This window comes from Sinorhizobium sp. 7-81, from assembly GCF_030124405.1.
In the GTDB taxonomy this organism is placed as follows: domain Bacteria; phylum Pseudomonadota; class Alphaproteobacteria; order Rhizobiales; family Rhizobiaceae; genus Sinorhizobium; species Sinorhizobium psoraleae.
Genome location: NZ_JASKLT010000032.1, coordinates 1 through 23,799, shown reverse-complemented (window position 1 = coordinate 23,799; position 23,799 = coordinate 1). Strand labels below are relative to the sequence as shown.

The window sequence follows — 23,799 nt, the reverse complement described above, 5'->3', positions numbered from 1 at the left end:
GAAACCGGTGCGCACCATGTAGTGCACGACTGTTTCGGTGCTGCTCCTCGGGCCGCCCTGGGTCAGGATCGCAACCTGGGTATAGAGCTTGAAGGCCTGTATAGTGGTGATCACCAGCACAAAGACATGCGTCGGCCTGAGACCCGGCATGGTCACGTGCCAGAAGCGCTGGAAGGCATTGGCGCCATCAATCCTGGCCGCGTCATAGAGTTCATCGGGAATGCCCTGCAGGCCTGCGAGATAGACGATCATCTGAAAGCCATAGGCCTGCCAGGCCGACAGAAGGACGATCGAGAACATCGCCCAGTTGGGGTCGCCGAGCCAGTCGATCGGCTGGATGCGGCCGCCGGAAAGGAAGCCGATCACCTGGTTAAATGGCCCGGTCGGATATTGGAAAAGCGTTCCCCAAATGACGCAGACGACGACCATTGAGGTGATTGCCGGCAGGAAGAACAGACCACGGAAGAAATTGCGGAGCGGCAGCTTCTGGTGGAGCAGCAGTGCGCTGGCGAAGGCAAGGCCGCATTGCACCGGCAGGATCCAGAAGGTGAAGCGCGAGACGTTCCAGAGCGATGTCCAGAACAGATCGTCCTTGAAGATGCGCAGGAAGTTGGTGAGCCCGATGAAGCGGACCGGCGTCGGTCGGGGCACCAGTGGCTGGTTGGTCATCGCCGTCCAGAACGACAGGAGGAACGGCACGGCGAGGAAGATCGTCAGCAGCGCCACGGCTGGCGCAAGCATGCCGATTTCCTGGAAAAGGCGGGCCCTGTCTCTTCGCCGGGCGGGGCGCGTCGCGACAGCCGTCGCCGGCAGCGCCGGTTGCTGCAGGGTCATGATCTCCTCCTCATTTCAGGATGCGTTGCTTGTCGATCGGCTGAAGCGGTCGCGCGGCATTGGCGTGCCACGCGGCCGCTTGCAAGCGCTATTGCTGCTCGTCGAAGGGCGGGTAGCCGTCGTTTTCTTCGATGTCCTCGTCGATCTTCTCGGCCGCGGCGGTCAGCGCCGTCTTGACGTCGCCGCCATTGAAGATCTCATCGACTGCTCCCATGAAGGCCGAGGTGATGATCGGATAGGCCGGATGCGGCGGCCGTGCGATCGCCGTCTTTGACGCCTGCTCGAAGGCGATGGCCATCGGGCCCCCGTTAGCGTAAAGGGGCGAATCGGCGGCGAAGCTCTTCAAACCGGGATAGGCGGAATCCTCCTTCGCATAATCGCGCAGTGCCTTGTCCTTGAGCATGAAGCTGACGAACTTGCCGGCGATTTCCGGATGCTCGGACGCGGTGGTGATGCCCCAGATCCAGGTGCCGTTCGGGCTCGCACCCTTCGGCCCAAACTTCGGCAGCGGCATTACGATGATGTCGTCCTTCATCGAAGCCGCGGCCTCGGCATAGAACCAGTGACCGCCGAGCGCGAGCGCTGCGGGATGGCCTTCCGCAAAGAACTGGTTGGTGCCGGAGGATTGCGGCACGACCCAGCCGTTCTTCACCCATTTCTGCATCATCGTCAGCGCATCGACGCAAGCATCGCTGTCGAGTGTGCCCACGGATTTCCAGGTCTTGCGTTCGATGAGGTCGCAGCCCGCAGATTGCAGGATGGGACCGTAGGCATAGGTGATCCACTCGGTCTTGATGCCGTAGCCACGAAACGTGTCGATCGGCCATTTGACGCCCTCGAGCTTAGAGAGCATTTCGAGGTAGCCTTCGAACTCCTCCCGCGTCCAGGCGTCGTCCACGCCCTTCGGGATGCGGGCGCCGATCGCTTCCAGATATTTCCTGTTGCCGTAAAGCACGACCGAAGAGTCGGTGAGGCCAACGGCGTAGAGCTCGTTGTCGATCGGATAGGTGCCCTGCGCGACGTTTGACTCGGTCATGTCGTCGATGATGTCTTGGTCGATCAAGGGCTTGATCGGCTGGAGGTAGCCCGACCAGACATAGTTAGCGAGGAAGGGCGCGTCGAGTTCCATGACGTCCGGCAACTGCTTGGACATGACGGCGGCGCTGAACTTCTCGTTATAGGCGTCGTGGGGAGCATAGATGAGCTCGATGTCGACATCCGGGTTGGCGGCCTCGAAGCGCTTGGCGACTTCGCCGTAGGTCGAGACCCAGCCGGGGTCGCCCTGGTGCATCACGTGAATGACGGTTTTTGCTTCGGCCAGGCCTCCGAGCGTGACAGATGCCATTAGGAATGAAAGTAAACGATTACCCATTACTGTTTCTCCTCCTCATCGGGTTTTACGTGGCTACTGTTTTATACGGATGACCGCTCCACCAGCTGGAACGGAAGCTTGTGCAACTCGCCCGGTGTCGTATCGCCGGCAAGCAGGATGTCGGCGGCCAGTCGGCCCATCGCACGATGCGGAAGGGCCATGGTCGTCAAGGGCGGATCGAGGCGGGATGCAATATCGACCTGATTGTCGAAGCTGGCCACGGCGACATCGTCGGGGATTTGTGCGCCAACACGACGCAGCGCCGCATAGGCCTCCATGGCCACACGGTCGTTGCCGCACAAGATAGCATCCGGACGGTCCGGTCCACTCATCAGCTCGGTAATGTGGGAAAGAACGAGACTGTGCGCTCTGTCGCTGTAAATCGTTCTGCGAACAGCCGGCAACACGCGGGCGCCGGCGCCATTGAGGCCCGCCTCATTGATCGCCTGTCGGAACCCGGCCTCGCGCAATTCGCCGGCGAGCAGACCGGGCAGGTTGATAAACGCGATATTCTTCCGTCCAGCCTCGACCAAGTAGCTGGTGATGTCACGGGCGGCGCCAAACTCATCCGGTACCAGTGAGGTCACCCGGTCGTTCGCTTCGCGGCAATTGATCATCACGCCGACCGTCGCAGCAAACTCCTCCGGCAGCGCGACCGTCTTGTGGTACATGGCGGCATAAGCGATCGCCCGCGGCCGAAAGCGGCGCACTTCTTCGATCACCGCGCCTACATCGCGGCTCCCGTTCAGCGTCATCGCAAAGACGGCCATGTCAGAGGCCCGCGCCGCGCCGTCGAGCCCGCGGATGATTTCCGTCGCGAAGGGCGAGGTGATCAACTCGTCGGCAACGACGCCGATCAGCGGCATCCAGCCCTGCCGCATGCTGCGCGCGGCGAGATTGGTGACGTAGCCGAGTTCCTCGGCTATCTCCTTGATGCGCTGCCTGGTCGTCTCAGCCATACGGGCCGAGCCTCCATGCAGGGCACCGGAAACCGTCTTGACGGAGACGCCCGCGCGTTCGGCAATGTCGTTGAGGGAGACAGTCACGGCTTCACCCAAGGGTTAACGATTACCCACCCGTAGCATTAGCGAAGGCTTAAGTCAAATGCCTGCCAGCAAAAGCGACGCAGGACCATGCCCGCTGGCCTGGCCTGGGCGGATCGTGGGCACCGTGCGCGCATATTGCGCGGGAGACAATATCGGCGACAGCGATTGCGACGCTGCTCACCTATCTGATGCTGCCACCGGGGCTTTTGTCGGGCACGTTGCAAGGCGCGATGGCGGCCGCCGCCCTCGACAAGCTCCACGAAATTTGCTTCTCGTCGGAACCTCTCGGCGGATGGGTGGTGCCCAATTCCCGCCCGGAGACCCTCGAACAGGTCAAAACCGAGATGATCCTGTAGCTGCTCGGCTTCAACATGAAGCGGATGATCAATGTCTTCGGCGTCACGCCGCTGATGGAGGCGATCGCCGGCTGACCACGCTCGGCGGACGGCGCATGCCGTCACCGCACGTGCAAAAAGCAGTCGTCATCGGCCATCACACACAGCGGTGTTTTCACACCCTCTCGATCGAGATCAGCCGTACGTCGCCAGCCTCGCGAGTAGGAGCCGCCCGAGTTCCGGCTGACGCCCTACTATTCACGACACGAGAACCTGCCGATGAGGGTCGCCAAATTCTCGGATATCTTCGAAAGATATGTTGCGCAAACTCGTCCGCTGTAGAAGTCGCACCGACCGCGCCGTCCGCTCTTTCGCTAAGGAGCGAGTTCTGGGCAAAAGGGGATCAAATCATGCAAGAAATCCAATGGTCGAGCACATATGTTGCCTGCGTAAATGGCCAATAACGCCTCTTCGGATAAGTCGCGAGAAACGCGTGTTGTTATTCGCGGGAAACTTCCGCGGAGCCGACCCGTTGTGTCGATGAGCCCGGCTATGCCCGAAGCTCGCGAACCGCCAATTGCATGATCCGGGAGGTGGAAGGTGAATTTCAGGACGATTGCCGAAGAGGGGGTGGGAGTCTTTTTCGGCGCGCCGCAGTCCCCTTGGCTGCTGGCCCGCCCAGTTCGCGACGCTCGATTTTCCGTGACCCGCCTAGAGTGCCGGCTGACCCGCAGCGCAAATCGTTCGGTGTGCTTGCCGCCTGATGACGCCTACTTTCTGATGCTCTATCTCAGCGATGCACTCCACTGCGATGTGGCGGTCGACGATACCGAAAGCGAGGTCAGGCGCTACCGCCAGGGTTCCATTTGCCTCGTTGATATGACGCATGGCGCTCGCATCCGGCTTCTAAGCGACCTCGATTCGCTGGCCTTCTACCTGCCGCGAAAGCTCTTTCGCGAAGTGTCCGAATTTTCGCATGCCCCACGAGCAACCAGGCTCAGATGCCGGAGGGGTGAGGACGACGATGTCATACGAAATCTCGGGACGGCCCTGCTTCCTTTCTTCGAGCAGCGAGGAGGTGGTCAAGGTCCGGTCCTCCAACACATAGCAATCGCAATCTGCGCCCACCTGCTTCACTCCTATGCCGATCTCAGCGAGCCCGGTGCTACGATGACGGGGCTCTCCGTCTGGCAGGAAAAGGCTGCCAAGGATTTCATGATTGATCATTACGGCGAATATTTTCCAATGGCCGCCGCGGCGTCTGCGGCCGGTCTGTCTGTTCGGGACTTCGTCAAGAGATTCAAGGCGATCACCGGATTGTCCCCGTCTCAATGGCTGTTGCGCTATCGCATCGGCCAGGCCAAGCAGTATCTCGCCGCGCGGGCCTTGCCCCTGGGGGAAATTGCCAGGCGCTGTGGTTTCATCGACGAGGACCATTTCCGCAGGGGTTTTCGCCGCGTAACAGGCGTGACCCCCTCTGAGTGGCGAGCACGATGGCTGCAATGAGAGATCGATTGTCACGGGGAAATGGCCCGAAGTATGGTAATGAGGACATTCCCGCGACGTCGATTACAAGTAGCTGTGACTCCCTTGGTACCATTGCACGGCGTACCGGGCTACGCCGGAAATCGGAGACTCACCGATGACCTTGCATCAAGAACTGAGCGCCGCAAATGTGCCCATCCCGGTCGTCAGATCGATCGCTTCAGGCGACATAACAGTCACCAGAACCTATTCCGACCGCTACGACCTGAAGGTTGCCCCAGCAATACCTCGAGCGGAAGCGTTCAGTGTGGTTGTGCAGCTACGTGACTTCGATGCCCATCGTTTGTGGAAGGCTGGCGAGCTTGTCTATGAAGGCGGCCATGCCCGGGCTTCGCTCGCGATTACCGACCTTCGGGATCAATGGCAGTGCCAGCATCTTTCGCCGTTCGACAATGTTCGTTTCCAGATTCCCTTTGCCCGGATGCGTGCCTTTGCGCAGGAAATGGGGCGGAACGAATACCTGACGCTCGCCTGCGTGCAAGGCCGCAATGATCCCGTCATGTACGGTCTTGCTCAGGCCCTCTTGCCGTCGCTCGACAATCAACGGACTGCCAGTCCCCTCTTTCTAGAGCAGATCAACCTTGCCGTACTCGCACATCTGAGCCAAACCTATGGCGGATTGCACTTTCCGGCGGACAAGAAGGGGACCCTCGCTCCGTGGCAGGAAAGACTGGCGACGGAATTCCTGGCGAGTCACTTCGACAAGCCATTCTCGCTTAGAGAACTGGCGAGCCTATGCGAGCTCTCGCGCAGCTACTTCAACAAGGCATTTAAGGAAAGCTTCGGACGCACGCCTTCAAGATGGCTGACCGACTATCGGATCGCGCGGGTCAAGGAACTTTTGCTTCAGGATCTGCCGATTGTGGAAGTCGCGGTCAGCTGCGGCTTTGCCGACCAAAGCCATATGACGCGCGTCTTCACCAGCTTGACAGGCGAAACGCCGGCACGCTTCAGACGGAAGAACCGGGCTGCAGGACCTGTGATGGACCAGCTTTCCAGCTGACGGTTGGCTCCGGACGCGGGTGGCTTATTCATTCAAAACGCGTGTGTCTCATACAAGAAGAATGAATCGGCTGCAGCGATGATGCAGCGACGTTTTATGATAGAAAGCTCGACTCTGCGGTCGGCGCCGGGACCTCATGGCTCGTTTGTTCCGAATCGCCCCGCCAGATCGGTTCATTTGCAAGGGGCACGAGGGGAATGACGAGTCTGTCTTCAATCATTGCCGATCCTCGACCACGCGACAGCCTCGGCTGTTCCCTGGAGAGGCTCGACGAGGACCGCAGGATCGACGGCGGCAACATGACGTTCCACCGCAAGCGTTCGGCGAGTGCGCCTCCTGGCCGAGTGAGCACGCCGGCGACTGGCCACGGCTATCTGATCGGGCTTTCGGTGTCCGGCGGCCACAGCCGTCGCATCTTCAGGGAGCATCATTCGACGGTCCATGATTTCGAGGAGAACTCGATCTATGTGAGGAGCTTCTCGGACTCTTATCAGGCTGACCTCCGTGGTTCCTTCGACTTCATGCTTCTGGAAGTCAGCCATAGCGCGCTCGAGCGGATTGCCGACGGGGCGGATGTTAAAGGTGTCACCGAATTGCACGCCATCGCCGAGCGTTCCGACCCGGTCCTCGGCGGCATGTTGGCTGCGTTGTTTGCAACCGTCGATGGGCGCGCCGACAGGAGCGCCCTCTTCGTCGATCAACTCTCTGTCGCAATCGGCATTCACATCGTGCAGCAGTACGGGAATGCTCGCGCCGTCATGACGGGCAGGGGACGCACGCTGTCCTCGCGCTCTCAGGCGATGCTCAGGGAGCTCGCCCAAAGTCGGCTATCCGGCGACCTGACGATCGAAGAACTGGCCGAGGCATGCCAATTGTCGCAGGCAACGTTCCTCCGGGCCTTTCGGGAAACCTTGGGGAAGACGCCGCACCAATGGCTGTCGCAGCAGCGCATCGACAAGGCCAGCCATTTGCTGCAGTTCACCGAGACACCATTGAGAGAGATCGCCACCGTCTGTGGTTTTTCGGACCAGAGCCATTTCACGCGTGCCTTTGTCCAGGCCACAGGCATCACGCCGGGCGTCTGGCGAAGGCATCGGAAGTCGTGAACCGGCAACGTGACTTGGGGAAACAGAGAAGGGCCCGCCGCCCCGTTGCCGGCTCGTTCGCGAGCGAAACCGCCGCGATCAAAATCTACAAAAAGGCATCTTTGGTTACAAGAACGAGACCGTTGTACTGGGCATAGTCGGGCTCTCTCCGCTGTAATTCCAGCAGTCAAAGAAAGGGCAGGACCATGACTCTGAACGCGACCCCGACACCCGGAAAACTTCTCGTTTCTCCGAAGGACCACACGCTTATCATGATCGACTTCCAGTCGCAGATGTCCTTTGCGACAAAATCGATCGACGCCGTTCTGTTGCGCAACAATGCCGCGCTGGTAGCCAACGCCGCCGCGGGCTTCGGTGTCTCGACCATCCTGACGACGGTCGCCGAGAAGACGTTCTCCGGCCCCATGTTCGCCGAGATCACCGAGGCATTTCCGGGACAGAAGCTCTTGGACCGCACCTCGATGAACACCTGGGAAGACACCGCGGTGATCGAGGAGGTCAATAGCATCGGCAAGAATCGCCTCGTCTTCTGCGGTCTGTGGACCTCGGTCTGCATCGTCGGTCCCACCCTTTCGGCGCTGGACCAGGGCTTCGAAGTTTATGTGATCGCGGATGCCTGCGGCGACGTGTCGGATGAAGCGCATGAGCGCGCCATGGATCGTATGGTCCAGGCCGGTGTCCGGCCGATGACGTCGCTCCAGTACATGCTCGAGCTGCAGCGCGATTGGGCGCGGACCGAGACCTACGAGATGACCACCGGCATCGCCAATAAGTTCGGTGGCGCCTATGGTCTTGGCATCATCTACGCCAAAACGATGTTCGGCGCCTCCGAAGGCCACTGATCTCCACTGGCTGCTCAGCCGAGCGCCGCTCTGCCCGTGCTCGCGCGGTCGGAGTGGCGACGGTCATCCGTCAAAGGGATTGACGATGAAGATGTATCTCCTTTCGCTCGGGGCCGGGCTTCTCGTCGGCGCCATCTATGCTCTCTTGAATGTCCGCTCACCGGCGCCGCCTGTCGTCGCTCTGGTGGGACTCTTGGGCATCCTCCTCGGCGAGCAGGCGGTACCTTTCGCCAAGCGTCTGATGTCCGGCAGTCCCGTGAACGTTTCCTGGTTCCACAGCCGCTGCGTCCCGCATGTTTTCGGGAAACTGCCGACCGGGGCCGATCATTCTCACGCGGCTGCACCCGATCAGCTATCGAAGCGGGAGCTCACTTGATGCCGACGCGACGCTCGTTCCTTGGTGCGGCATCGAGCCTTGCTCTACCGGCCCTCTTCTCACCGGCGCGAGCCGCCGATCCCCAATCGACCGGAGAGACCTCCATGACGCCCGATCTGCTTCTTCACCGCGGCCTCATCACCACCCTTGATCGCGCCAATCCGATTGCAACCGCGGTCGCGATCAAGGATAACCGTTTCCTGGCCGTCGGCGACGACAGGACGATCGTGGCCCTTGCCGGGCCGGGCACAAAGGTCGTCGACCTCAAGGGCAAACGCGTGCTGCCGGGGCTGAACGACAATCACACCCATGTCGTCCGCGGCGGTCTGAACTACAATATGGAACTGCGGTGGGACGGGGTCCGCTCTCTTTCCGATGCGATGGACATGCTGAAACGGCAGGTCGCTGTCACGCCGCCACCGCAATGGGTGCGCGTCGTCGGCGGTTTCACAGAGCACCAGTTCGCCGAAAAACGGCTTCCCACGATCGACGAGCTCAACGCGATCGCCCCCGATACACCCGTATTCCTGCTGCACCTTTACGACCGCGCTCTACTCAACGCCGCTGCGCTTCGCGCTGTAGGCTTCAACAAGGAGACACCGAACCCTCCGGGCGGCGAGATCACTCGTGATGCCAAGGGCAATCCCACCGGCCTCCTGCTCGCCAAGCCGAATGCGGGCATTCTCTATTCGACGCTTGCCAAGGGGCCGAAGCTTCCTTTCGAATATCAGGTCAACTCGACTCGCCACTTCATGCGGGAGCTCAACCGCCTCGGCGTCACCAGCGTCATTGATGCGGGGGGCGGTTTCCAGAATTACCCGGATGACTACGCCGTCATCCAGAAGCTCGCCGATGAAGGGCAGATGACGGTGAGGCTCGCCTACAATCTCTTTACGCAGAAGCCGAAGGAGGAGAAGGAGGATTTCCTCAAATGGACCTCGTCGGTCAAATACAAGCAGGGCGACGACTTCTTCCGCCACAACGGCGCCGGCGAGATGCTGGTCTTCTCGGCTGCGGATTTCGAGGATTTCCGCGAGCCGCGCCCCGACTTGCCGCCTGAAATGGAAGGCGAGCTCGAGGAAGTGGTGCGAATCCTCGCCGAGAACCGCTGGCCCTGGCGCCTGCACGCCACCTATGACGAGACGATCAGCCGCGCGCTCGACGTCTTCGAGAAGGTCAACCGGGACATTCCGCTTTCAGGCATCAACTGGTTCTTCGACCACGCCGAGACGATCTCCGACCGGTCGATCGATCGGATCGCCGCGCTTGGCGGCGGCATCGCCGTGCAGCATCGCATGGCCTATCAGGGCGAATATTTCGTCGAGCGCTACGGTCACGGTGCGGCCGAGGCGACGCCGCCCGTCGCACGCATGCTTGAGAAGGGCGTCAATGTCTCAGCCGGCACCGATGCCACGCGGGTTGCCTCGTATAACCCGTGGGTGTCGCTTTCCTGGCTCGTGACGGGCAAAACCGTCGGCGGCATGCAGCTCTATCCACGCGCCAATTGCCTCGACCGCGAGGCGGCGCTCCGCATGTGGACGGAGAAGGTGCAGTGGTTCTCCAACGAGGAGGGCAGGAAGGGACGTATCGAGAAGGGCCAGCTCGCCGACTTGATCGTACCGAGCAAGGACTACTTCGCCTGTGCCGAGGATGAGATCTCGTTCCTCACCTCCGACCTCACGATGGTCGGCGGGAGAATCGTGTATGCGGCGGATGAATTTACCGGCCTCGATGAAAATCCGCTGCCGCCGGCAATGCCGGACTGGTCACCTGTCCGAACCTATGGCGGCTATGCCGCGTGGGGCGAGCCGGAAGGAGCAGGCCGAAATTCGCTCAGAAGAACTGCGATCGTCTCCTGCGGCTGCGCCAACGGTTGCGGTGTCCACGGCCATGATCATGCCGGCGCCTGGACTTCGAGAGTGCCCGTCGCCGACCTGAAGGGCTTCTTCGGCGCCCTCGGTTGCTCGTGCTGGGCAGTGTAAAAGGAGAGGACCGATGATGGCCGCCTCGCTGGAAGCGAAACTCGCCGCCGTCGTGCGGCCGGTCTTCACCGCGCCGATCCTGCGGTCATTGGCGCGGCTCGCGCTCTGCTCTGCCTTTATCCAAGGACCGCTCGTGAAGATTCTCGACTTTGGAGGCGCGATAGCCGAGATGGAGCACTTCGGATTGCTGCCCGCGCCGCTGTTCGCGATCGGAGTGATTATTTTTGAACTGTCCATGTCTGCCCTGATTGTGTTTGGCGTATTTCGGTGGGCTGCGGCAACGGGTTTGGCCGTCTTCACGCTAACGGCAACGTTCCTGGCTTTTCGCTTCTGGGAGCTCCCGCCTGGCCTGGAGCGATCAATGACGATGAATGGCTTCTTCGAACATGTCGGGCTCGTTGGCGCGTTCACTCTGGTCGCATGGCACGACCTGCGTGAACATGGCCCGTCCTGAAAGGGACGAACTTCATGAGTTCTCAATCTGCGATCCAGCCGGCAGGAGGCGGGTTCACGCCGCTTCGCCAGAAGACTTTCGCCATTCTTTGGGTGGCGACCATTATCGGCAATACCGGCAGCTTTATTCGCGATGTCGCAAGCTCATGGCTTGTCACCGACCTCTCGAATGCCCCTGCCGCGGTCGCGGCCGTTCAGGCAGCCGCGACACTTCCGATCTTTCTTCTCGCGATACCTGCAGGTGTCCTGTCGGACATTTTGGACCGCCGCAAGTTCCTGATCGCAATACAGCTTCTGCTTGCCGCGACCAGTGTCTGCCTCATGATGTTGTCTGCGATCGGGCTGCAGACTGTCACGTCTCTGATTGCGCTCACCTTCGTCGGCGGCATTGGCGCGGCGTTGATGGCGCCGACCTGGCAGGCCATAGTTCCCGAACTTGTCCCGAAGCAGGATCTGAAAGGTGCCGTAGCGCTCAACTCGCTCGGGATCAATATCTCCCGAGCGATCGGTCCAGCGGTCGGTGGCTTGCTGCTTGCCTGGTTCGGCGCGGCTTTTACCTATGGCGTGGACGTCATGAGCTATTTCTTCGTCGTCGCTGCCCTCATCTGGTGGAGGCGCACCCCCGATTTCGACGACGGCCTGTCCGAACACTTCTTCGGAGCATTCCGTTCCGGTATACGCTACGCGAGGGCGAGCAGAGAGCTGCATGTCGTGCTTCTCCGGGCGGCTGCATTCTTCGCTTTCTCGAGTTCGGTTTGGGCACTTCTGCCCCTGGTCGCCCGCAATCTTCTCGGCGGCGACGCCGGTTTTTACGGCGTGTTGCTTGGTGCGGTCGGCGCCGGTGCCATTGGCGGTGCGCTGGTCATGCCGAAACTTCGCGCAAGGCTCGATGCGGACGCGCTATTGCTCGGTTCGGCGCTCGTCACGGCTGCCGTGATGGCTGGGCTGTCCTTCGCGCCGCCTCGATGGCTCGCCATTGTGGCTCTGCTTGCGCTGGGAGCTGCCTGGGTCACGGCGCTCACCACACTGAACGGGGCCGCACAATCGATCCTGCCGAATTGGGTTCGGGGACGTTCGCTCGCCGTCTATCTCACGGTGTTCAATGGTGCGATGACCGCCGGGAGCCTCGCTTGGGGTGCCGGCGCCGAGGTCGCCGGCGTTCCGACGACACTTGTCCTCGGCGCCGTCGGACTTGCCCTGACCGGATTCATCTTTCATCTCGTCAAGCTGCCAAAGGGTGAGGCGGATCTCGTGGCATCCAACCACTGGCCCGAGCCTCTTACGGCTGCGCCCGTCGAACATGATCGCGGTCCCGTGCTCGTTACGATCGAATACCGGGTCGAAAAAACCGAACGAAGCGATTTTCTGAAGGCGCTCGCCAGGCTCTCCGGGGAGCGTCGACGTGATGGCGCCTATGGTTGGGGCGTTACCGCGGACGCCGCCGATTCGGAAAGGATTGTCGAGTGGTTCATGGTCGAATCCTGGGCCGAGCACCTCCGGCAGCATCGGCGCGTCTCGAAGGCGGACGCCGACGTTCAGCAGGAAGTCCGCCGTTTCCACAAGGGTCCGGAGGCGCCCGTCGTGAACCATCTCTTGTCGATAAATCTTCCTCATCTCGGCCGAAACTGAACGCGAACATTCGCGTGCGGCGCGGGTGCTTTTATTCAAAACACAAACGGAACCGACAAGATTGATCCGGGGGCAGTCCTTAAAGTTTTAGGTGCGATGGGATGAGGGGCAGAGCTGCCACTACGGCAGTGGTCTGTCCGGCGTCGCTTAAATAACGGCTTAGGAGAGAGAAGGATGACTACTCGCAGAACGGTACTCAAGGGAACGCTGTCCCTCATGCTGGCCGCGACGGCGATGACGACGCTTGCGCCGCTCAGCGCGACGGCGAAGGCGCCGCAAGTCAAGACCGAGGCCCCAGGCTACTACCGCATGATGCTGGGCGACTTCGAGATCACCGCGCTTTCCGACGGAACGGCGAAGTTTCCGGCAGAGACCCTCTATATTGGTGCCAAAGACCAGATCGCCGCCATGCTCACGAAGGCTTTTCTCGACTCGCCAGTTGAGCTGTCGGTCAATGCCTTTCTGGTCAACACAAATGACCGGTTGGTGATGATCGATGCCGGCACCGGTACCTTCTTCGGACCGACGCTCGGCAAGCTCATTCCGAACCTCGTCGCCGCTGGCTATCAGCCGGAGCAGATCGACGACATCATTCTCACCCACGCCCACGTGGATCATCTGGGCGGCCTCGTTGCGGGCGATGGGATCGTCTTTCCCAATGCGACGGTCCACGTCAACAAGCGCGATGCTGATTTTTGGCTAAGTGCCGCCAACCGCGACGCCGCGCCGGAGGCGAAAAAGGACTTGTTCGCCGCAGCCGTTAAGGCACTTGCGCCATACCGCGATGCCGGCCGGCTGAAGACCTTTGAGGATGGGGCCGAACCGGTGCCGGGCTTCACGTCGACCCTGCGTGCCGGCCACACTCCCGGCCACAGCGCAGTCGCCGTCGAAAGCCGGGGCCAGAAGCTGGTGTTCTGGGGCGATATCACCCATGGTGACGTCGTACAATTCGACGAACCGGACGTGACGATCGGCTTCGATGAGGACCAGGCGGCGGCCGCAACCGCGCGCGATGCTGCCTTCGCCGAGGCCGTCAGAGAGGGATACCTCGTTGCTGGCGCCCATACGCGTTTCCCTGGTATCGGCCACGTCGGCACGGACAGCGACAATTTCGACTGGGTTCCTCTGAATTACAGCCCCACACTCTGATCCGCGGCTTTAGCGCCGCGCCGCTTCGGAAAGCCTTCGTATTTGCCCCCTGATCGCGATTCGCGGCCACCGCGCCTTCGCGGCCGATAACTCTACCTCGAACCAAGCAAGGAAAGGTTTCCATGATTCAGAACTTCATCAAGACAGAAGACGGCGTCGAGATCTTCTACAAGGACTGGGGCTCGGGCCGGCCCATCGTGTTCCATCACGGCTGGCCGCTTTCGTCAGACGACTGGGACGCGCAGATGCTTTACTTCGTGAGCAAGGGCTATCGCGTGATTGCCCACGATCGCCGGGGTCACGGTCGCTCGACCCAGGTCAGCGACGGCCACGATATCGCGCATTATGCGGCGGACGTCGCTGCGCTTACGAAGCAACTCGATCTGCGCGACGCCATCCACATCGGCCACTCCACCGGCGGCGGCGAGGCACTCGCCTACGTCGCCCGCCATGGTGCCGGGCGGGTCGCGAAGCTTGTGATGGTAGGCGCGGTGCCGCCGATCATGCTCGAAACGGAAGCCTATCCCGGCGGGCTTTCGATGGAAGTGTTCGATGGCCTGCGCGCCCAGCTCGCGGCAAACCGCGCCCAGTTCTTCCTCGATCTCCCAAGCGGTCCCTTCTATGGGTTCAACCGCCCCGACGCGAGGGTCTCGACCGGCGCGATCCAGAACTGGTGGCGGCAGGGCATGATGGGCAGCGCCAAGGCCCATTACGACGGCATCAAGGCCTTCTCGGAAACCGACTTCACCGAGGACCTGAAGAAGGTCGAGGTGCCGACGCTGGTTATGCACGGAGACGACGACCAGATCGTGCCGATCGACAATTCCGCGCGACTGGCCGTGAAGCTCCTGAAGAACGGCACGCTTAAAGTCTATGCGGGCTACGCGCACGGCATGCTGACGACCCATGCTGATGTGATCAATCCTGACCTGCTCGCGTTCATCGAGTCCTAGCAACAAGGGACCGGCGGCCATCAGCGCCGCCGGCTCCCAAGCAGCGCTGCCTCGGCATTCGCGACCATGCAAACGTTACCGAGTCAAGGAATCACCTACCCGATCCCTTGATCTCCGTGAGTGCGCCCACAAGGGCGTCGATGAAGACGCGAACTTTGGAAGGAACGAGCCTGCTCGTCGGATAAATGGCCCAGATTGCGAGCGTTTCGGGCTCCGCGTCCGCCAAGCTGACGCGCATCAATCGCCCGGACGAGAGATCGTCGGCAACGTTCCAATCCGACAGCAGTGCTATTCCCGCGCCCGCAAGGCAGGCCGCATGGCAGCCTTCGATACTCGTCGACGAAAAACGGCTCTGCAGTCGCAATGAGCTTTCAACTCCGGCCTTGAAGAAGGTCCAGTGCGTCACTCCGTAGAGAGGCAGACAATTGTGGTGCGCAAGCTCGCCGGCACTGTACGGCGTGCCGTGCTGTTGAAGATAGGCCGGCGAGGCGACAAGTGAGCGCGGGTTATCCGCCAGCTTCTTGGCGATGAGACTGCTGTCCTTCAGCCGCGCAATTCGGATGGCGAGGTCCGTTCCTGAGGACACCAGGTCGGGCATGCTGTCGCTCATGTCGAGCAAGATCCTGAGCTCCGGATTGGTGTCCAGAAGTGGGGGAACAAGGGGGGCGATCACCTTGATCGAAAACGCCACAGGGGCCGATACTCGCAGAAGCCCCGCCGCACCCTCGTCATCTCCTCGGAGCAGAGCGCGAGCTTGCTGCTCCGTTTCGACCAGAGCCTGCGCATAGGGGAGGAAACTCTCTCCTTCGGGTGTGAGCGACAGCGATAGTGTCGTCCGATGCATGAGCCTGACGCCAAGCGAACGCTCCAGCGAAGCGAGCCGCCGAGTCGCGATCATCGGTGTTATCCCAAGGCGGCGGGCAGCCTCCGAAAGGCTTCCGGCTCCCGCCGCTACGGTGAACACGGCAACGTCATCGATGTCCATTCCATGAACGTGTTCAATGAGAAGCTTCTCGGCTCTCGATCCGAACTCGGCCGCCTTAACCTCTACGCTATGGCCGTCGCCAGCGGCATTGCCGTCGCGAACATCTACTACAATCAGCCGATCCTCGGCCTGATCGAAGCCGAGTTTTCGGGCCAATCCGCGACCGCCGTCGTTCCGACCGTCACCCAGCTCGGCTATGCCTTGGGCCTGTTTCTGCTTTTGCCACTTGGGGATATTGTTCACCGGCGGCGGCTGATCATCGGGCAGTTCTTTGCTCTAGCGGTCGCCTCCGTTCTGGCGGCTGTCGCGCCTACGGCCGGGCTCCTCGTCGCTGCCTCGGTACTCCTCGGGGCAAGCGCCGTCGTTGCACAACAGATCGTCCCCGTCACTGCGGCGCTTGCCTGCCCGAGCGGCGCGGCGCCGCGATCGGCACGGTCATGGCCGGCGTCCTTTCCGGCATTCTGCTCAGCCGCACGGTGTCCGGTTTCGTTGGTGAGCATTTCGGCTGGCGCGACATGTTCTGGATAAGCGCACCGCTCGCGCTTGTCGGCGCAGCCATGATGTATATAGCTCTGCCGAACCTCACTCCGGTTTCCGGCCTGTCCTACGGCACGGCGCTTCGATCACTGGCCCACCTATGGCGGCGCCATCCTGATTTGCGGGCGGCTTCGATCGTGCAGGCGGTGCTTTTTGCATCCTTCACCTCCTTCTGGACCATCCTCGCCCTTTACCTCGCAACGCCGCGGTTTAATCTCGGCGCAGATGCCGCCGGCCTGTTCGGTATTGTTGGTGCAGTCGGTGTGCTTGCCGCGCCTCTGGCTGGGAGGATAGCCGACCGACGTGACCCCCAGTCGGTGGTTGGGCTGGGAGCCGCGCTGACACTGTTCGCGTGGGGAGTGCTCGGCTTTTGGGCCTCGATACCTGGACTTCTCATCGGCGTCATTGTCCTCGATGTCGGCATCCAGATCGCCTTGATCTCCAATCAGCACATTATTTACGCTCTCGATTCGCAGGCCCGCAGCCGCATCAACACCATCTTCATGACGAGCATGTTTCTTGGTGGCGCGGCTGGATCGGCGCTTGCCGTCGCTGCGTGGACCTACGGCTCCTGGAGCGGTGTCAGCCTGCTCGGCTTTGCTCTCGCTTCGGTCGCGCTCTGCATCAAGCTCTGCCGGCGCGACCTTGGTGCACACCGTATCCCCTGACCGCACGCTTTTATCCACGACCTGCAGTCGATGCGATTGCACTGCGAACGGTGCCAAGGGCTTTGTGAGATTGAGAGAGGAGTGCGTTCTCTACTTCTCTGCTTCGACACGATCTGGATACAGGACTGCCGGTTAGGAACAGGTGATCGAAACTACCGGGACAGGAGGCTTTTTTTGGGTTAAACCGATTGGCCGCAATTAAGCTGAATCAAGCCATTCCTGCACCTGTTCCCGATGACCTCAACGGGCCGAAGCGAGACTTGCGTGCCGTCCTTGGCGCATGTGCCGCTATCCGCGGACCTCTGGGCGACGCAGCCGTCTCAGCTGGTGTGACAGCGGCGATCGATCTCGCGCTTGCCTTTGTCGAACAGGACTTCGGCCGCGACCTCGCGCTGGAGGTGGCGCGGGATCTGGTGATCTACCTCAAAAGGCCGGGCGGCCAATCGCAGTTCAGCGCCTTGCTGACGAGCCAAATGACCGCCCAGCCTGAAATACGCGATATCCAGGCATGGATGTTCGCCAATCTCGACAGGCCGCTTAACACCGCTGATCTCGCAAACCGCTTCGGCATGAGTGTGCGCAACTTCGCAAGAGTGTTTTCAAAAGAGACGGGGATGACTCCCACGGACTTTCTCCTGACGGCGCGTTGCGAACGGGCGATTTCACTTCTGCTCGACACGGCGCTGCCTATGAAATCAATTGCGCATCGCGTCGGGTTTCCGTCTGACGAACAGATGCGCAAGGTGTTCGTGCGGCGCTTTTCCCTCACGCCGCGCGAATATCGCGAGCGTTTTGCCACATCGCGCGCTGCGGACACCTGAGAGGCAGGTCGGCCGGCGTGAACGGCTCTTCACGGGCGAAATCGTAGAAGAAGCCGTTCTCGATCACGGGGCCGATCGTAACCTGTGTATCGAGATAGAGTTCTTGCACGGCCTGGGCGAGGACATGCGCGCAGTCGTGACGGATGAGATCGAGCGCACGGGGATCGCTGCGCGTGACGATCTCGATCGACGCATCGGTTTCGATGACATCGCTGAGATCGCGAAGCGCGCTGTCAACCAGCATCGCGACAGCTTGTCTGCGCAGAGTTGGTGCGATGGTCGCCGGCTACCGGATACGAGCGAGTCAAATTTCCGGCTGGCACCATCGGCAAGCGTGACACGGATCATAATAAAACCTCGAGAAGCAAGGGTGCGTGAAGGCGCGGCGCAGCGGTTGTTGGTCGTCGTCACGCCGGCGCCCTTCGCCAGATTGTGCGGTCGGATCGATCCTCGATGACGATGCCGAGCCCATGGAGCCGGTCACGGAGCTTATCTGCGGCGACGAAATCGCGTTTTGCGCGAGCGGCGTTGCGTTCGGCGATCAGCCGCTCGACGTCGGCCTCATCGACGGTGTGGCTGTCGTTGCGCTCGAACCAATTGGCGGGCGGTTGCTGGATCAGGCCGAGCAAAGCGCCAGCGGTGAGCATGGTCGCGCGCAAGGATGCGCGGATGCGCGGCGACCGCTCGACTTGCGCCATGCGCGCGAGACGGAAGAGTTCGGCGATGGCCGCGGGCGTGTTGAGATCGTCATCGAGCTTGGCGCGGAAGGTCTCGAGATATGGTCGCGGATCAGCGCCGTCGTCTGCGACATCACCCAGATCCCGGAGAGTCGCGTACAGACGGTCGAGGCTGCGCCTGGCCTGCTGGAGAGCACGAGCGCTCCAGTCGAGTGGCTGGCGGTAGTGCGCGGTGAGAAGGGCATAGCGGATCGCCTCGCCAGGCGCCTGGCTGAGGAGATCCCGCACGAGAAGCACATTGCCGAGCGACTTCGACATTTTCCGCCCGTCGACGGAGACGAAGCCGTTGTGCAGCCAATACGTCGCCCTGGTCCCCTGCGCGATTTCGTTTTCGTGGTGCGGGAAGATCAGGTCCTGGCCGCCGCCATGGATGTCGATCCGCGGGCCGAGATGACGCTCGATCATCGCCGAGCATTCGATATGCCAGCCGGGCCTGCCACGCCCCCAGGGACTGTCCCATCCCGGCAGGTCGGGCGCGGAGGGTTTCCACAGGACGAAGTCGGCCGGGTGCTTCTTGAAGGGCGCGACCTCGATGCGAGCGCCAGCGATCATTTCATCCAGAGTGCGGCGGGACAGCGCGCCGTAGGGCGGGAAGGACGGGACGTGATAGAGAACGTGGTTTTCCACCTCGTAGGCATGGCCTTTGCCGATCAAGCGACTGATCAGGTCGATGATCTCCGGGATGTGCTCGGTGACACGGGGTTCGACCGATGGCGGGAGGACACCGAGCGCGGCCATGTCGGCGTGGTAGGCTTCGATATAGCGCTCGGTGATTGAGCCGATGGGCTCGCATGCGGCGCGGGCGGCATCGTTGATCTTGTCGTCGACGTCGGTGAAATTGCGGGCATAGGTGACCGCCGGGAAGCGGTCGCGCAGCAACCGAACGAGAACGTCGAAGATCACCGCGGGCCGAGCATTGCCGATATGGGCATAGTTGTAGACGGTCGGCCCGCAGACATAGATGCGGATCTGTCTTGGATCCCGCGGAACGAAGGACTCTTTTTGGCCTCCGAAGCTGTTGGTGAGGACGAGTGACATGATGTTTCCTTGTCGAAAATGCTGCGTGGGCCTTACGAGTGGCGGCAATCGAGGTCGCAACAGTTCGTCTCGCCAAGGAAATGCCGAAAGCGGCGGAAGCCCCGCAGCCGGTGCGGCGGGGTTCCTGAATGGGTTCTCGCAGTGATTACGCCCGGCATGCGTTGAAGCCCGTTTCGATGACGTCTTTCGGGAGGTTTCGGCCTATGAACACGAGGCGCGTGACCCGTTCCTCGTCCGGCTTCCACGGGCGTTGATGGGCGCCGTCGAGGAGCATATGGACGGCCTGCACCACGAACCGGTCATCATCGTCCTTGAATGAAATGATGCCCTTCATACGCAGGATATCCATGCCGAAATGCTGTACGATCACGCTGAGCCAGCGCATGAATCTCTCGGGATCCAGCGGCTCCTTGGCGACGAGCGCGAAGCTTGAGACATGGTCGTCATGCTCATGCTCGTGGAACTCGTCGAGGAAGTCCGGCTCGATCTCCAGTACGCGATCGAGGTCGAATGCGCCGCGGCCGAGCACTTGGTCTAGGTCGATATCACAGCGCTGGGTTTGATGCATGGTCGCCGTCGGATTGATCCGGCGGACACGTTCTTCGACCCGCTTCAACTCGTCTGCGGAGACCAGATCGGTCTTGTTGATCAGGATCGTGTCGGCGAAGGCGAGCTGCTCCTGGGCTTCGTGAGCGGAATCGATTTCGCCGAGAAGGTGTTTGGCATCCACGACCGTGACAATGGAATCGAGCTTGGTCTTCAAACGGACGTCGTCATCGACGAAAAAGGTCTGCGCGACTGGCGCGGGATCGGCGAGGCCGGTCGTCTCGACAAGGATGGCGTCAAAGCGATCACGGCGGCGCATGAGTCCGTCGATGATGCGGATCAGATCGCCGCGCACGGTACAGCAGATGCAGCCATTGTTCATTTCGAAGATCTCTTCGTCAGCGTCGACGATAAGATCGTTGTCGATGCCGACCTCACCGAACTCGTTGACGATGACGGCGTATTTTTTGCCGTGGCTCTCAGTGAGGATGCGGTTGAGAAGGGTCGTCTTTCCCGAGCCGAGAAAGCCGGTGAGCACCGTGACGGGAGTCTGAGGCGAAGCGGGCTGCATTTTTGAGGAATCTCCTTTTTGGGTTTGTCTGGAGCCCGCATGCGGGTGCAGCTAATCACCGGCTGCGCCGTCGGGCGGTTTCCTACGGGTGATGGGAAGGGGCAGGATCGCTGGTCGAGAGAGAGGTCGCGCAGGTGCCCTGCAGCTCGACGACGCGGCGAGCGACTTGAAATCCGATAAAGGCGGCGTCGCGGGCGACCGCGCGATCCTCGAGCTCGGGGGGAGGCGCCGCAATTGTCGCAGATGAAGAACACGCAGGCGTGCGGATGATCGGGATGAGCGCACGGCACGAAAGCGTTCCGGCTCTCAATGCGAGAGACGAAGTGCTGCTCTTGGAGAAACTCGAGCGAGGGGTAAACCGTCGGCGGCGTGAGACGCCGGGCGAGGGTTTCCAGTAGAGCATCTATCAGCTCATACGCGCTGAGTGGTCGTTCGGAGCTGATCAGCCTCTCAATGACCTGGCGGCGTATCGTTGTGAACTGGAGCCCGCGTTCTCGGCATGTCTTGGCGGCGGCTTCGAGCGCCGCAGCAACGATGCTGTGGGAAGCGGGGCTGCGGTGACGCGCCGTCATGCGCTCTGCCATGGATGTCTCCAACAAGCTCTTGTCGAGACGACAAAGTCTCTTGAATGATACGTTATAACATTGCATGATGATGCGCAATCTATGCTGGAGAAATCATGAGTGACGTTATGCTGAGTGAGCCCGTAGCGGGCTTGGCGCCGCCTGTTGCCCCTCGAAAGCGCCCGACGCGCGAGGCCGCTGAGTTAGCAGTGCGAACGCTGATCGAATGGGCCGGTGACGACCCGGACCGAGAAGGTCTGGTCGGCACACCGGACCGCGTGGTGCGGGCCTATGAGGAGTTTTTCGAGGGCTATCGCGCCGACCCGGTCGAACTGCTCGGCCGCACCTTCGAGGAGACGCAGAACTATGGCGACATGGTTGTGCTGCGCGACGTTCGCCTGGAATCGCACTGTGAGCACCACATCGTCCCGATCATTGGCAAGGCGCATGTCGCCTATGTGCCTTCGAATCGCGTCGTCGGAATCAGCAAGCTCGGCCGGCTGATCGAGGTTTATTCCAAGCGCCTTCAGATTCAGGAAACGCTGACGGCGCAGATCGCCGACACGATCAACGAGGTGTTGAAGCCGAAGGGCGTCGCGGTGGTGATCGAAGCGGCGCATATGTGCATGACGACGCGTGGCATTCGCAAGCCCGGTGTCACCATGGTGACGCGCCGGTTGACCGGCGCGTTCGAAACGGATGCGGAGCTCAAGCGAGACTTCCTCTCCTTGGTCTCAGGATCGCGGGAGACGTTCGGATGACCAGCCCACTCAACACCCGCCGTCCTGTTCAATTCGGGCCGCGGCTCTCGGTCGAAGCCGTCGAGGAAGGTGCAGTGCTTGCGCCCAGATTCGACGCGGACGGTTTTATCCCTGTGGTGACGACGGACGCCGCATCAGGCGGGGTCCTGATGATGGGCGTGATGAATGCCGACGCTTTGCTGCGCACAATAGAGACGGGCGAAGCCCATTATTGGAGCCGGAGCCGGCAATGCTTGTGGCACAAGGGTGCGACGAGTGGCTTGCTTCAGAAGGTCGTTCAGATCCGGGTCGATGATGACCAGGACGCGATCTGGCTTAGGGTCGAAGTCGAAGGCGGCGCGAGTTGCCACGTCGGCTATCGCTCCTGCTTTTATCGCTCCATCCCGGTTGGTCCTCTTGGGGAAACCCCAATCGCCCTTGCCTTCGAAGAGACCGCGAAGGTTTTCGATCCGGCCGCGATCTATGGGGACGCACCCAATCCGACGCAGCTCTGATGGGTCCCATGAACGAACCCGTCCGAAACCTGTTGTCCCTCCTTCCGGCCACGACGAGGAGTGACGCCCACTGGATGAGCGAAGCGTTGAGGTTGGCGTGGGAGATGCAAGGGCTCGTCTGGCCGAACCCAGCCGCCAAACAAAACGACAGCACTCGATGAAACGGACGCCGACGCGACAGTCAAAATGATTGCTGAGCGCCTGAGCGAGCGCGGATACCGAAGCTACTTCGTCGATATTACCCCAGCCGACATCCGGGAGATGGGATTTCACGTTGTGAAGGCCCTCGTGCCGGGGCTTCAGCCGCTCACCTGCGGCGAGCGTGTCGTAGCCAACGATCGGCGACGCTTGGAACGCGTTTCAATGTCTTTGTTGAGGACCACGATATTCAGGTGAACCGCCAGTTATAGCCCTTTGCATGAGGATAACCGATGGTAATCGCTACGCCCGATCAGACCGCCACGGAGTTCATTGAGTTCACGCACGAAGCAACCCGTCTTTATCGGGAAAATCGCATAGCGTGGGGTCGGCGTGTTGCCTTTTTCAACAATAACTCTCGGGCGCGGAGCCGACTTGTCGACGTGCCAAAACCTTACGCTGGCGACGCGATTTTCGCAGCGGGGCTCCTGTCGCGCATCCTGCTCAGACGAAAGAGCACGAGGAATTTTTCACAATCGCCGGTTCCAATCTCGATTGTCGGAGACCTGTTTCGACAAGCTGTCATGGCAAGAAAACTCCCGGATCCCAGCGAACTCATCAATGGACGTCGCAGATCATACTCCTCTGCGGGAGCTATCTACGCCGTCGAGCACTACATAATCGGCCTAAATGTCGATGGCGTTCCCAATCCCTTCACAGCCTACTGCTCACCGCAAAACCGCAAAATCATCATGGTGGAACCGAACGCAGATAGAAACGAGCTTCGGAAAGCCCTTGGACTTGAGCAGTCCGTTTTGCCGGCTTTCGCCGTGGTTCAAACGATCGATTTGGAGCGGTCAACTCGGAAATACCAGGAAAGAGGCTATCGCTTTGCCCTGATCGAGGCGGGTTTAGCCTGCCAGACGTTGTGCCTCGTCGGGGTCACGCTCGATCTTGGGTCTGTAATCTGGGGTGGACACTTTGACCATTTGATAGAGCAAGGCCTCAGAGTCTTGGGGACACATGAAACAGCCGTAAACACGATTCTGTTCGGAGGACATAGCACATGGTAGCAGCAGATGTCGCTGAGCTTAACAACAGCCTGCTTAAGACAGTTGTCTCATACGCCCCGATCTACGGCAGTCGTATTGATGTCTCACAAGCGATGGAGCAGGCTTTCAGAAAATATCCGCGACATGAATTCGTCGAGCACTTTGATAGTGTCCGCGGAGATGGTGTAATTTCGGGGGCGATTTGAGTGGAAGTTGCGGTGGAAATTACACTGCGGTTTCCGCAAGACGTCGGGTGGGCACCG

The 23,799-nt window shown here is 60.8% G+C and carries 22 protein-coding genes and 3 pseudogenes; 17 read left to right on the top strand and 8 right to left on the bottom strand.

The features are described 5' to 3' along the window. The 3 genes from QN224_RS32545 to QN224_RS32535 all read right to left on the bottom strand — a co-directional run. The coding region (locus QN224_RS32545) for a sugar ABC transporter permease (protein ID WP_283980031.1) at positions 1-834 on the bottom strand (834 nt) is incomplete at its 3' end. Between the two features lie 88 nt (positions 835-922). Next, positions 923-2,206: a sugar ABC transporter substrate-binding protein gene (locus QN224_RS32540; protein ID WP_283980030.1), complete on the bottom strand. Its 1,284-nt coding sequence runs from the start codon at positions 2,204-2,206 to the stop codon at positions 923-925. Between the two features lie 41 nt (positions 2,207-2,247). Next, positions 2,248-3,252: a LacI family DNA-binding transcriptional regulator gene (locus tag QN224_RS32535; protein ID WP_283980029.1), complete on the bottom strand. Its 1,005-nt coding sequence runs from the start codon at positions 3,250-3,252 to the stop codon at positions 2,248-2,250. A gap of 935 nt (positions 3,253-4,187) precedes the next feature. Between QN224_RS32535 and QN224_RS34000 the strand changes: the two genes are divergently transcribed. The 10 genes from QN224_RS34000 to QN224_RS32485 all read left to right on the top strand — a co-directional run bounded on the left by QN224_RS34000 (position 4,188) and on the right by QN224_RS32485 (position 14,625). Then, positions 4,188-5,093, top strand: a complete 906-nt coding sequence (locus QN224_RS34000) for an AraC family transcriptional regulator (RefSeq protein ID WP_336621143.1) — start codon at positions 4,188-4,190, stop codon at positions 5,091-5,093. 136 nt (positions 5,094-5,229) lie between these two features. Further along, positions 5,230-6,135 carry an AraC family transcriptional regulator gene (locus QN224_RS32525; RefSeq protein ID WP_283980027.1) on the top strand — a complete coding sequence of 302 codons (906 nt, stop codon included), beginning with the start codon at positions 5,230-5,232 and terminating at the stop codon, positions 6,133-6,135. Positions 6,136-6,332: 197 nt separating this feature from the next. Beyond that, on the top strand, positions 6,333-7,241 hold the full coding sequence (locus QN224_RS32520; protein ID WP_283980026.1) for an AraC family transcriptional regulator: 909 nt from the start codon (positions 6,333-6,335) through the stop codon (positions 7,239-7,241). Between the two features lie 191 nt (positions 7,242-7,432). Continuing rightward, positions 7,433-8,083, top strand: coding sequence for a hydrolase (locus tag QN224_RS32515; RefSeq protein WP_283980033.1), 651 nt, complete (start codon positions 7,433-7,435; stop codon positions 8,081-8,083). A gap of 85 nt (positions 8,084-8,168) precedes the next feature. Continuing rightward, positions 8,169-8,459: a XapX domain-containing protein gene (locus QN224_RS32510; RefSeq protein WP_173513782.1), complete on the top strand. Its 291-nt coding sequence runs from the start codon at positions 8,169-8,171 to the stop codon at positions 8,457-8,459. Beyond that, on the top strand, positions 8,459-10,441 hold the full coding sequence (locus QN224_RS32505) for an amidohydrolase (protein ID WP_283980025.1): 1,983 nt from the start codon (positions 8,459-8,461) through the stop codon (positions 10,439-10,441). Before QN224_RS32510 ends, QN224_RS32505 begins: the two co-directional genes overlap by 1 nt. 13 nt (positions 10,442-10,454) lie before the next feature. Further along, positions 10,455-10,895 (top strand): DoxX family protein, encoded by a 441-nt coding sequence (locus tag QN224_RS32500; RefSeq protein WP_283980024.1) that lies wholly within the window; start codon positions 10,455-10,457, stop codon positions 10,893-10,895. 14 nt (positions 10,896-10,909) lie between these two features. Continuing rightward, entirely contained in the window at positions 10,910-12,523 is a 1,614-nt protein-coding gene (locus tag QN224_RS32495; RefSeq protein WP_283980023.1) for an MFS transporter, read from the top strand. A 174-nt stretch (positions 12,524-12,697) separates the two neighbouring features. Beyond that, positions 12,698-13,672, top strand: coding sequence for an MBL fold metallo-hydrolase (locus tag QN224_RS32490; RefSeq protein WP_283980022.1), 975 nt, complete (start codon positions 12,698-12,700; stop codon positions 13,670-13,672). A 122-nt stretch (positions 13,673-13,794) separates the two neighbouring features. Further along, on the top strand, positions 13,795-14,625 hold the full coding sequence (locus QN224_RS32485; protein ID WP_283980021.1) for an alpha/beta hydrolase: 831 nt from the start codon (positions 13,795-13,797) through the stop codon (positions 14,623-14,625). A 91-nt stretch (positions 14,626-14,716) separates the two neighbouring features. Here the strand turns inward: QN224_RS32485 and QN224_RS32480 are convergent, their stop codons facing one another. Beyond that, entirely contained in the window at positions 14,717-15,610 is an 894-nt protein-coding gene (locus tag QN224_RS32480) for a LysR family transcriptional regulator (protein WP_283980020.1), read from the bottom strand. Positions 15,611-15,613: 3 nt separating this feature from the next. Between QN224_RS32480 and QN224_RS32475 the strand changes: the two are divergent. Then, a pseudogene (locus QN224_RS32475) lies at positions 15,614-16,815 on the top strand (MFS transporter). 260 nt (positions 16,816-17,075) lie between these two features. Beyond that, entirely contained in the window at positions 17,076-17,636 is a 561-nt protein-coding gene (locus tag QN224_RS33995; protein WP_336621142.1) for a helix-turn-helix domain-containing protein, read from the top strand. On the opposite strand, the gene QN224_RS32465 is transcribed toward QN224_RS33995, so the two are convergent. The 4 genes and pseudogenes from QN224_RS32465 to QN224_RS32450 form a co-directional block, all read right to left on the bottom strand. Further along, positions 17,581-17,880 (bottom strand): hypothetical protein, encoded by a 300-nt coding sequence (locus QN224_RS32465; protein WP_336621141.1) that lies wholly within the window; start codon positions 17,878-17,880, stop codon positions 17,581-17,583. The two genes, QN224_RS33995 and QN224_RS32465, sit on opposite strands and share 56 nt — an antisense overlap. Positions 17,881-18,043: 163 nt before the next feature. Beyond that, on the bottom strand, positions 18,044-19,411 hold the full coding sequence (gene cysS / locus QN224_RS32460; RefSeq protein ID WP_283980019.1) for a cysteine--tRNA ligase: 1,368 nt from the start codon (positions 19,409-19,411) through the stop codon (positions 18,044-18,046). Between the two features lie 145 nt (positions 19,412-19,556). Then, positions 19,557-20,528, bottom strand: a complete 972-nt coding sequence (locus QN224_RS32455; RefSeq protein WP_173513746.1) for a GTP-binding protein — start codon at positions 20,526-20,528, stop codon at positions 19,557-19,559. 284 nt (positions 20,529-20,812) lie between these two features. Then, positions 20,813-21,100 (bottom strand): annotated as a pseudogene (locus QN224_RS32450) (transcriptional repressor); the annotation flags it as partial. A 107-nt stretch (positions 21,101-21,207) separates the two neighbouring features. Here QN224_RS32450 and folE point away from each other — a divergent pair. From folE to QN224_RS32430, 5 genes and pseudogenes are all read left to right on the top strand, one after another. Further along, entirely contained in the window at positions 21,208-21,852 is a 645-nt protein-coding gene (gene folE / locus QN224_RS32445) for a GTP cyclohydrolase I FolE (protein WP_283980018.1), read from the top strand. After that, on the top strand, positions 21,849-22,346 hold the full coding sequence (gene hisI / locus QN224_RS32440) for a phosphoribosyl-AMP cyclohydrolase (RefSeq protein WP_283980017.1): 498 nt from the start codon (positions 21,849-21,851) through the stop codon (positions 22,344-22,346). The genes folE and hisI overlap by 4 nt, the downstream gene beginning before the upstream one ends. A 165-nt stretch (positions 22,347-22,511) precedes the next feature. Beyond that, positions 22,512-22,742, top strand: a pseudogene (locus tag QN224_RS34200) (YcaO-like family protein); the annotation flags it as partial. A gap of 35 nt (positions 22,743-22,777) precedes the next feature. After that, complete coding sequence (locus tag QN224_RS32435; RefSeq protein ID WP_283980016.1) at positions 22,778-23,557, top strand: SagB family peptide dehydrogenase; 780 nt, start codon at positions 22,778-22,780, stop codon at positions 23,555-23,557. Next, the gene (locus tag QN224_RS32430) at positions 23,551-23,742 is read left to right on the top strand and encodes a hypothetical protein (protein WP_283980015.1); all 192 of its coding nucleotides are present in this window, start codon (positions 23,551-23,553) and stop codon (positions 23,740-23,742) included. The genes QN224_RS32435 and QN224_RS32430 overlap by 7 nt, the downstream gene beginning before the upstream one ends. Positions 23,743-23,799: the final 57 nt, after the last annotated feature.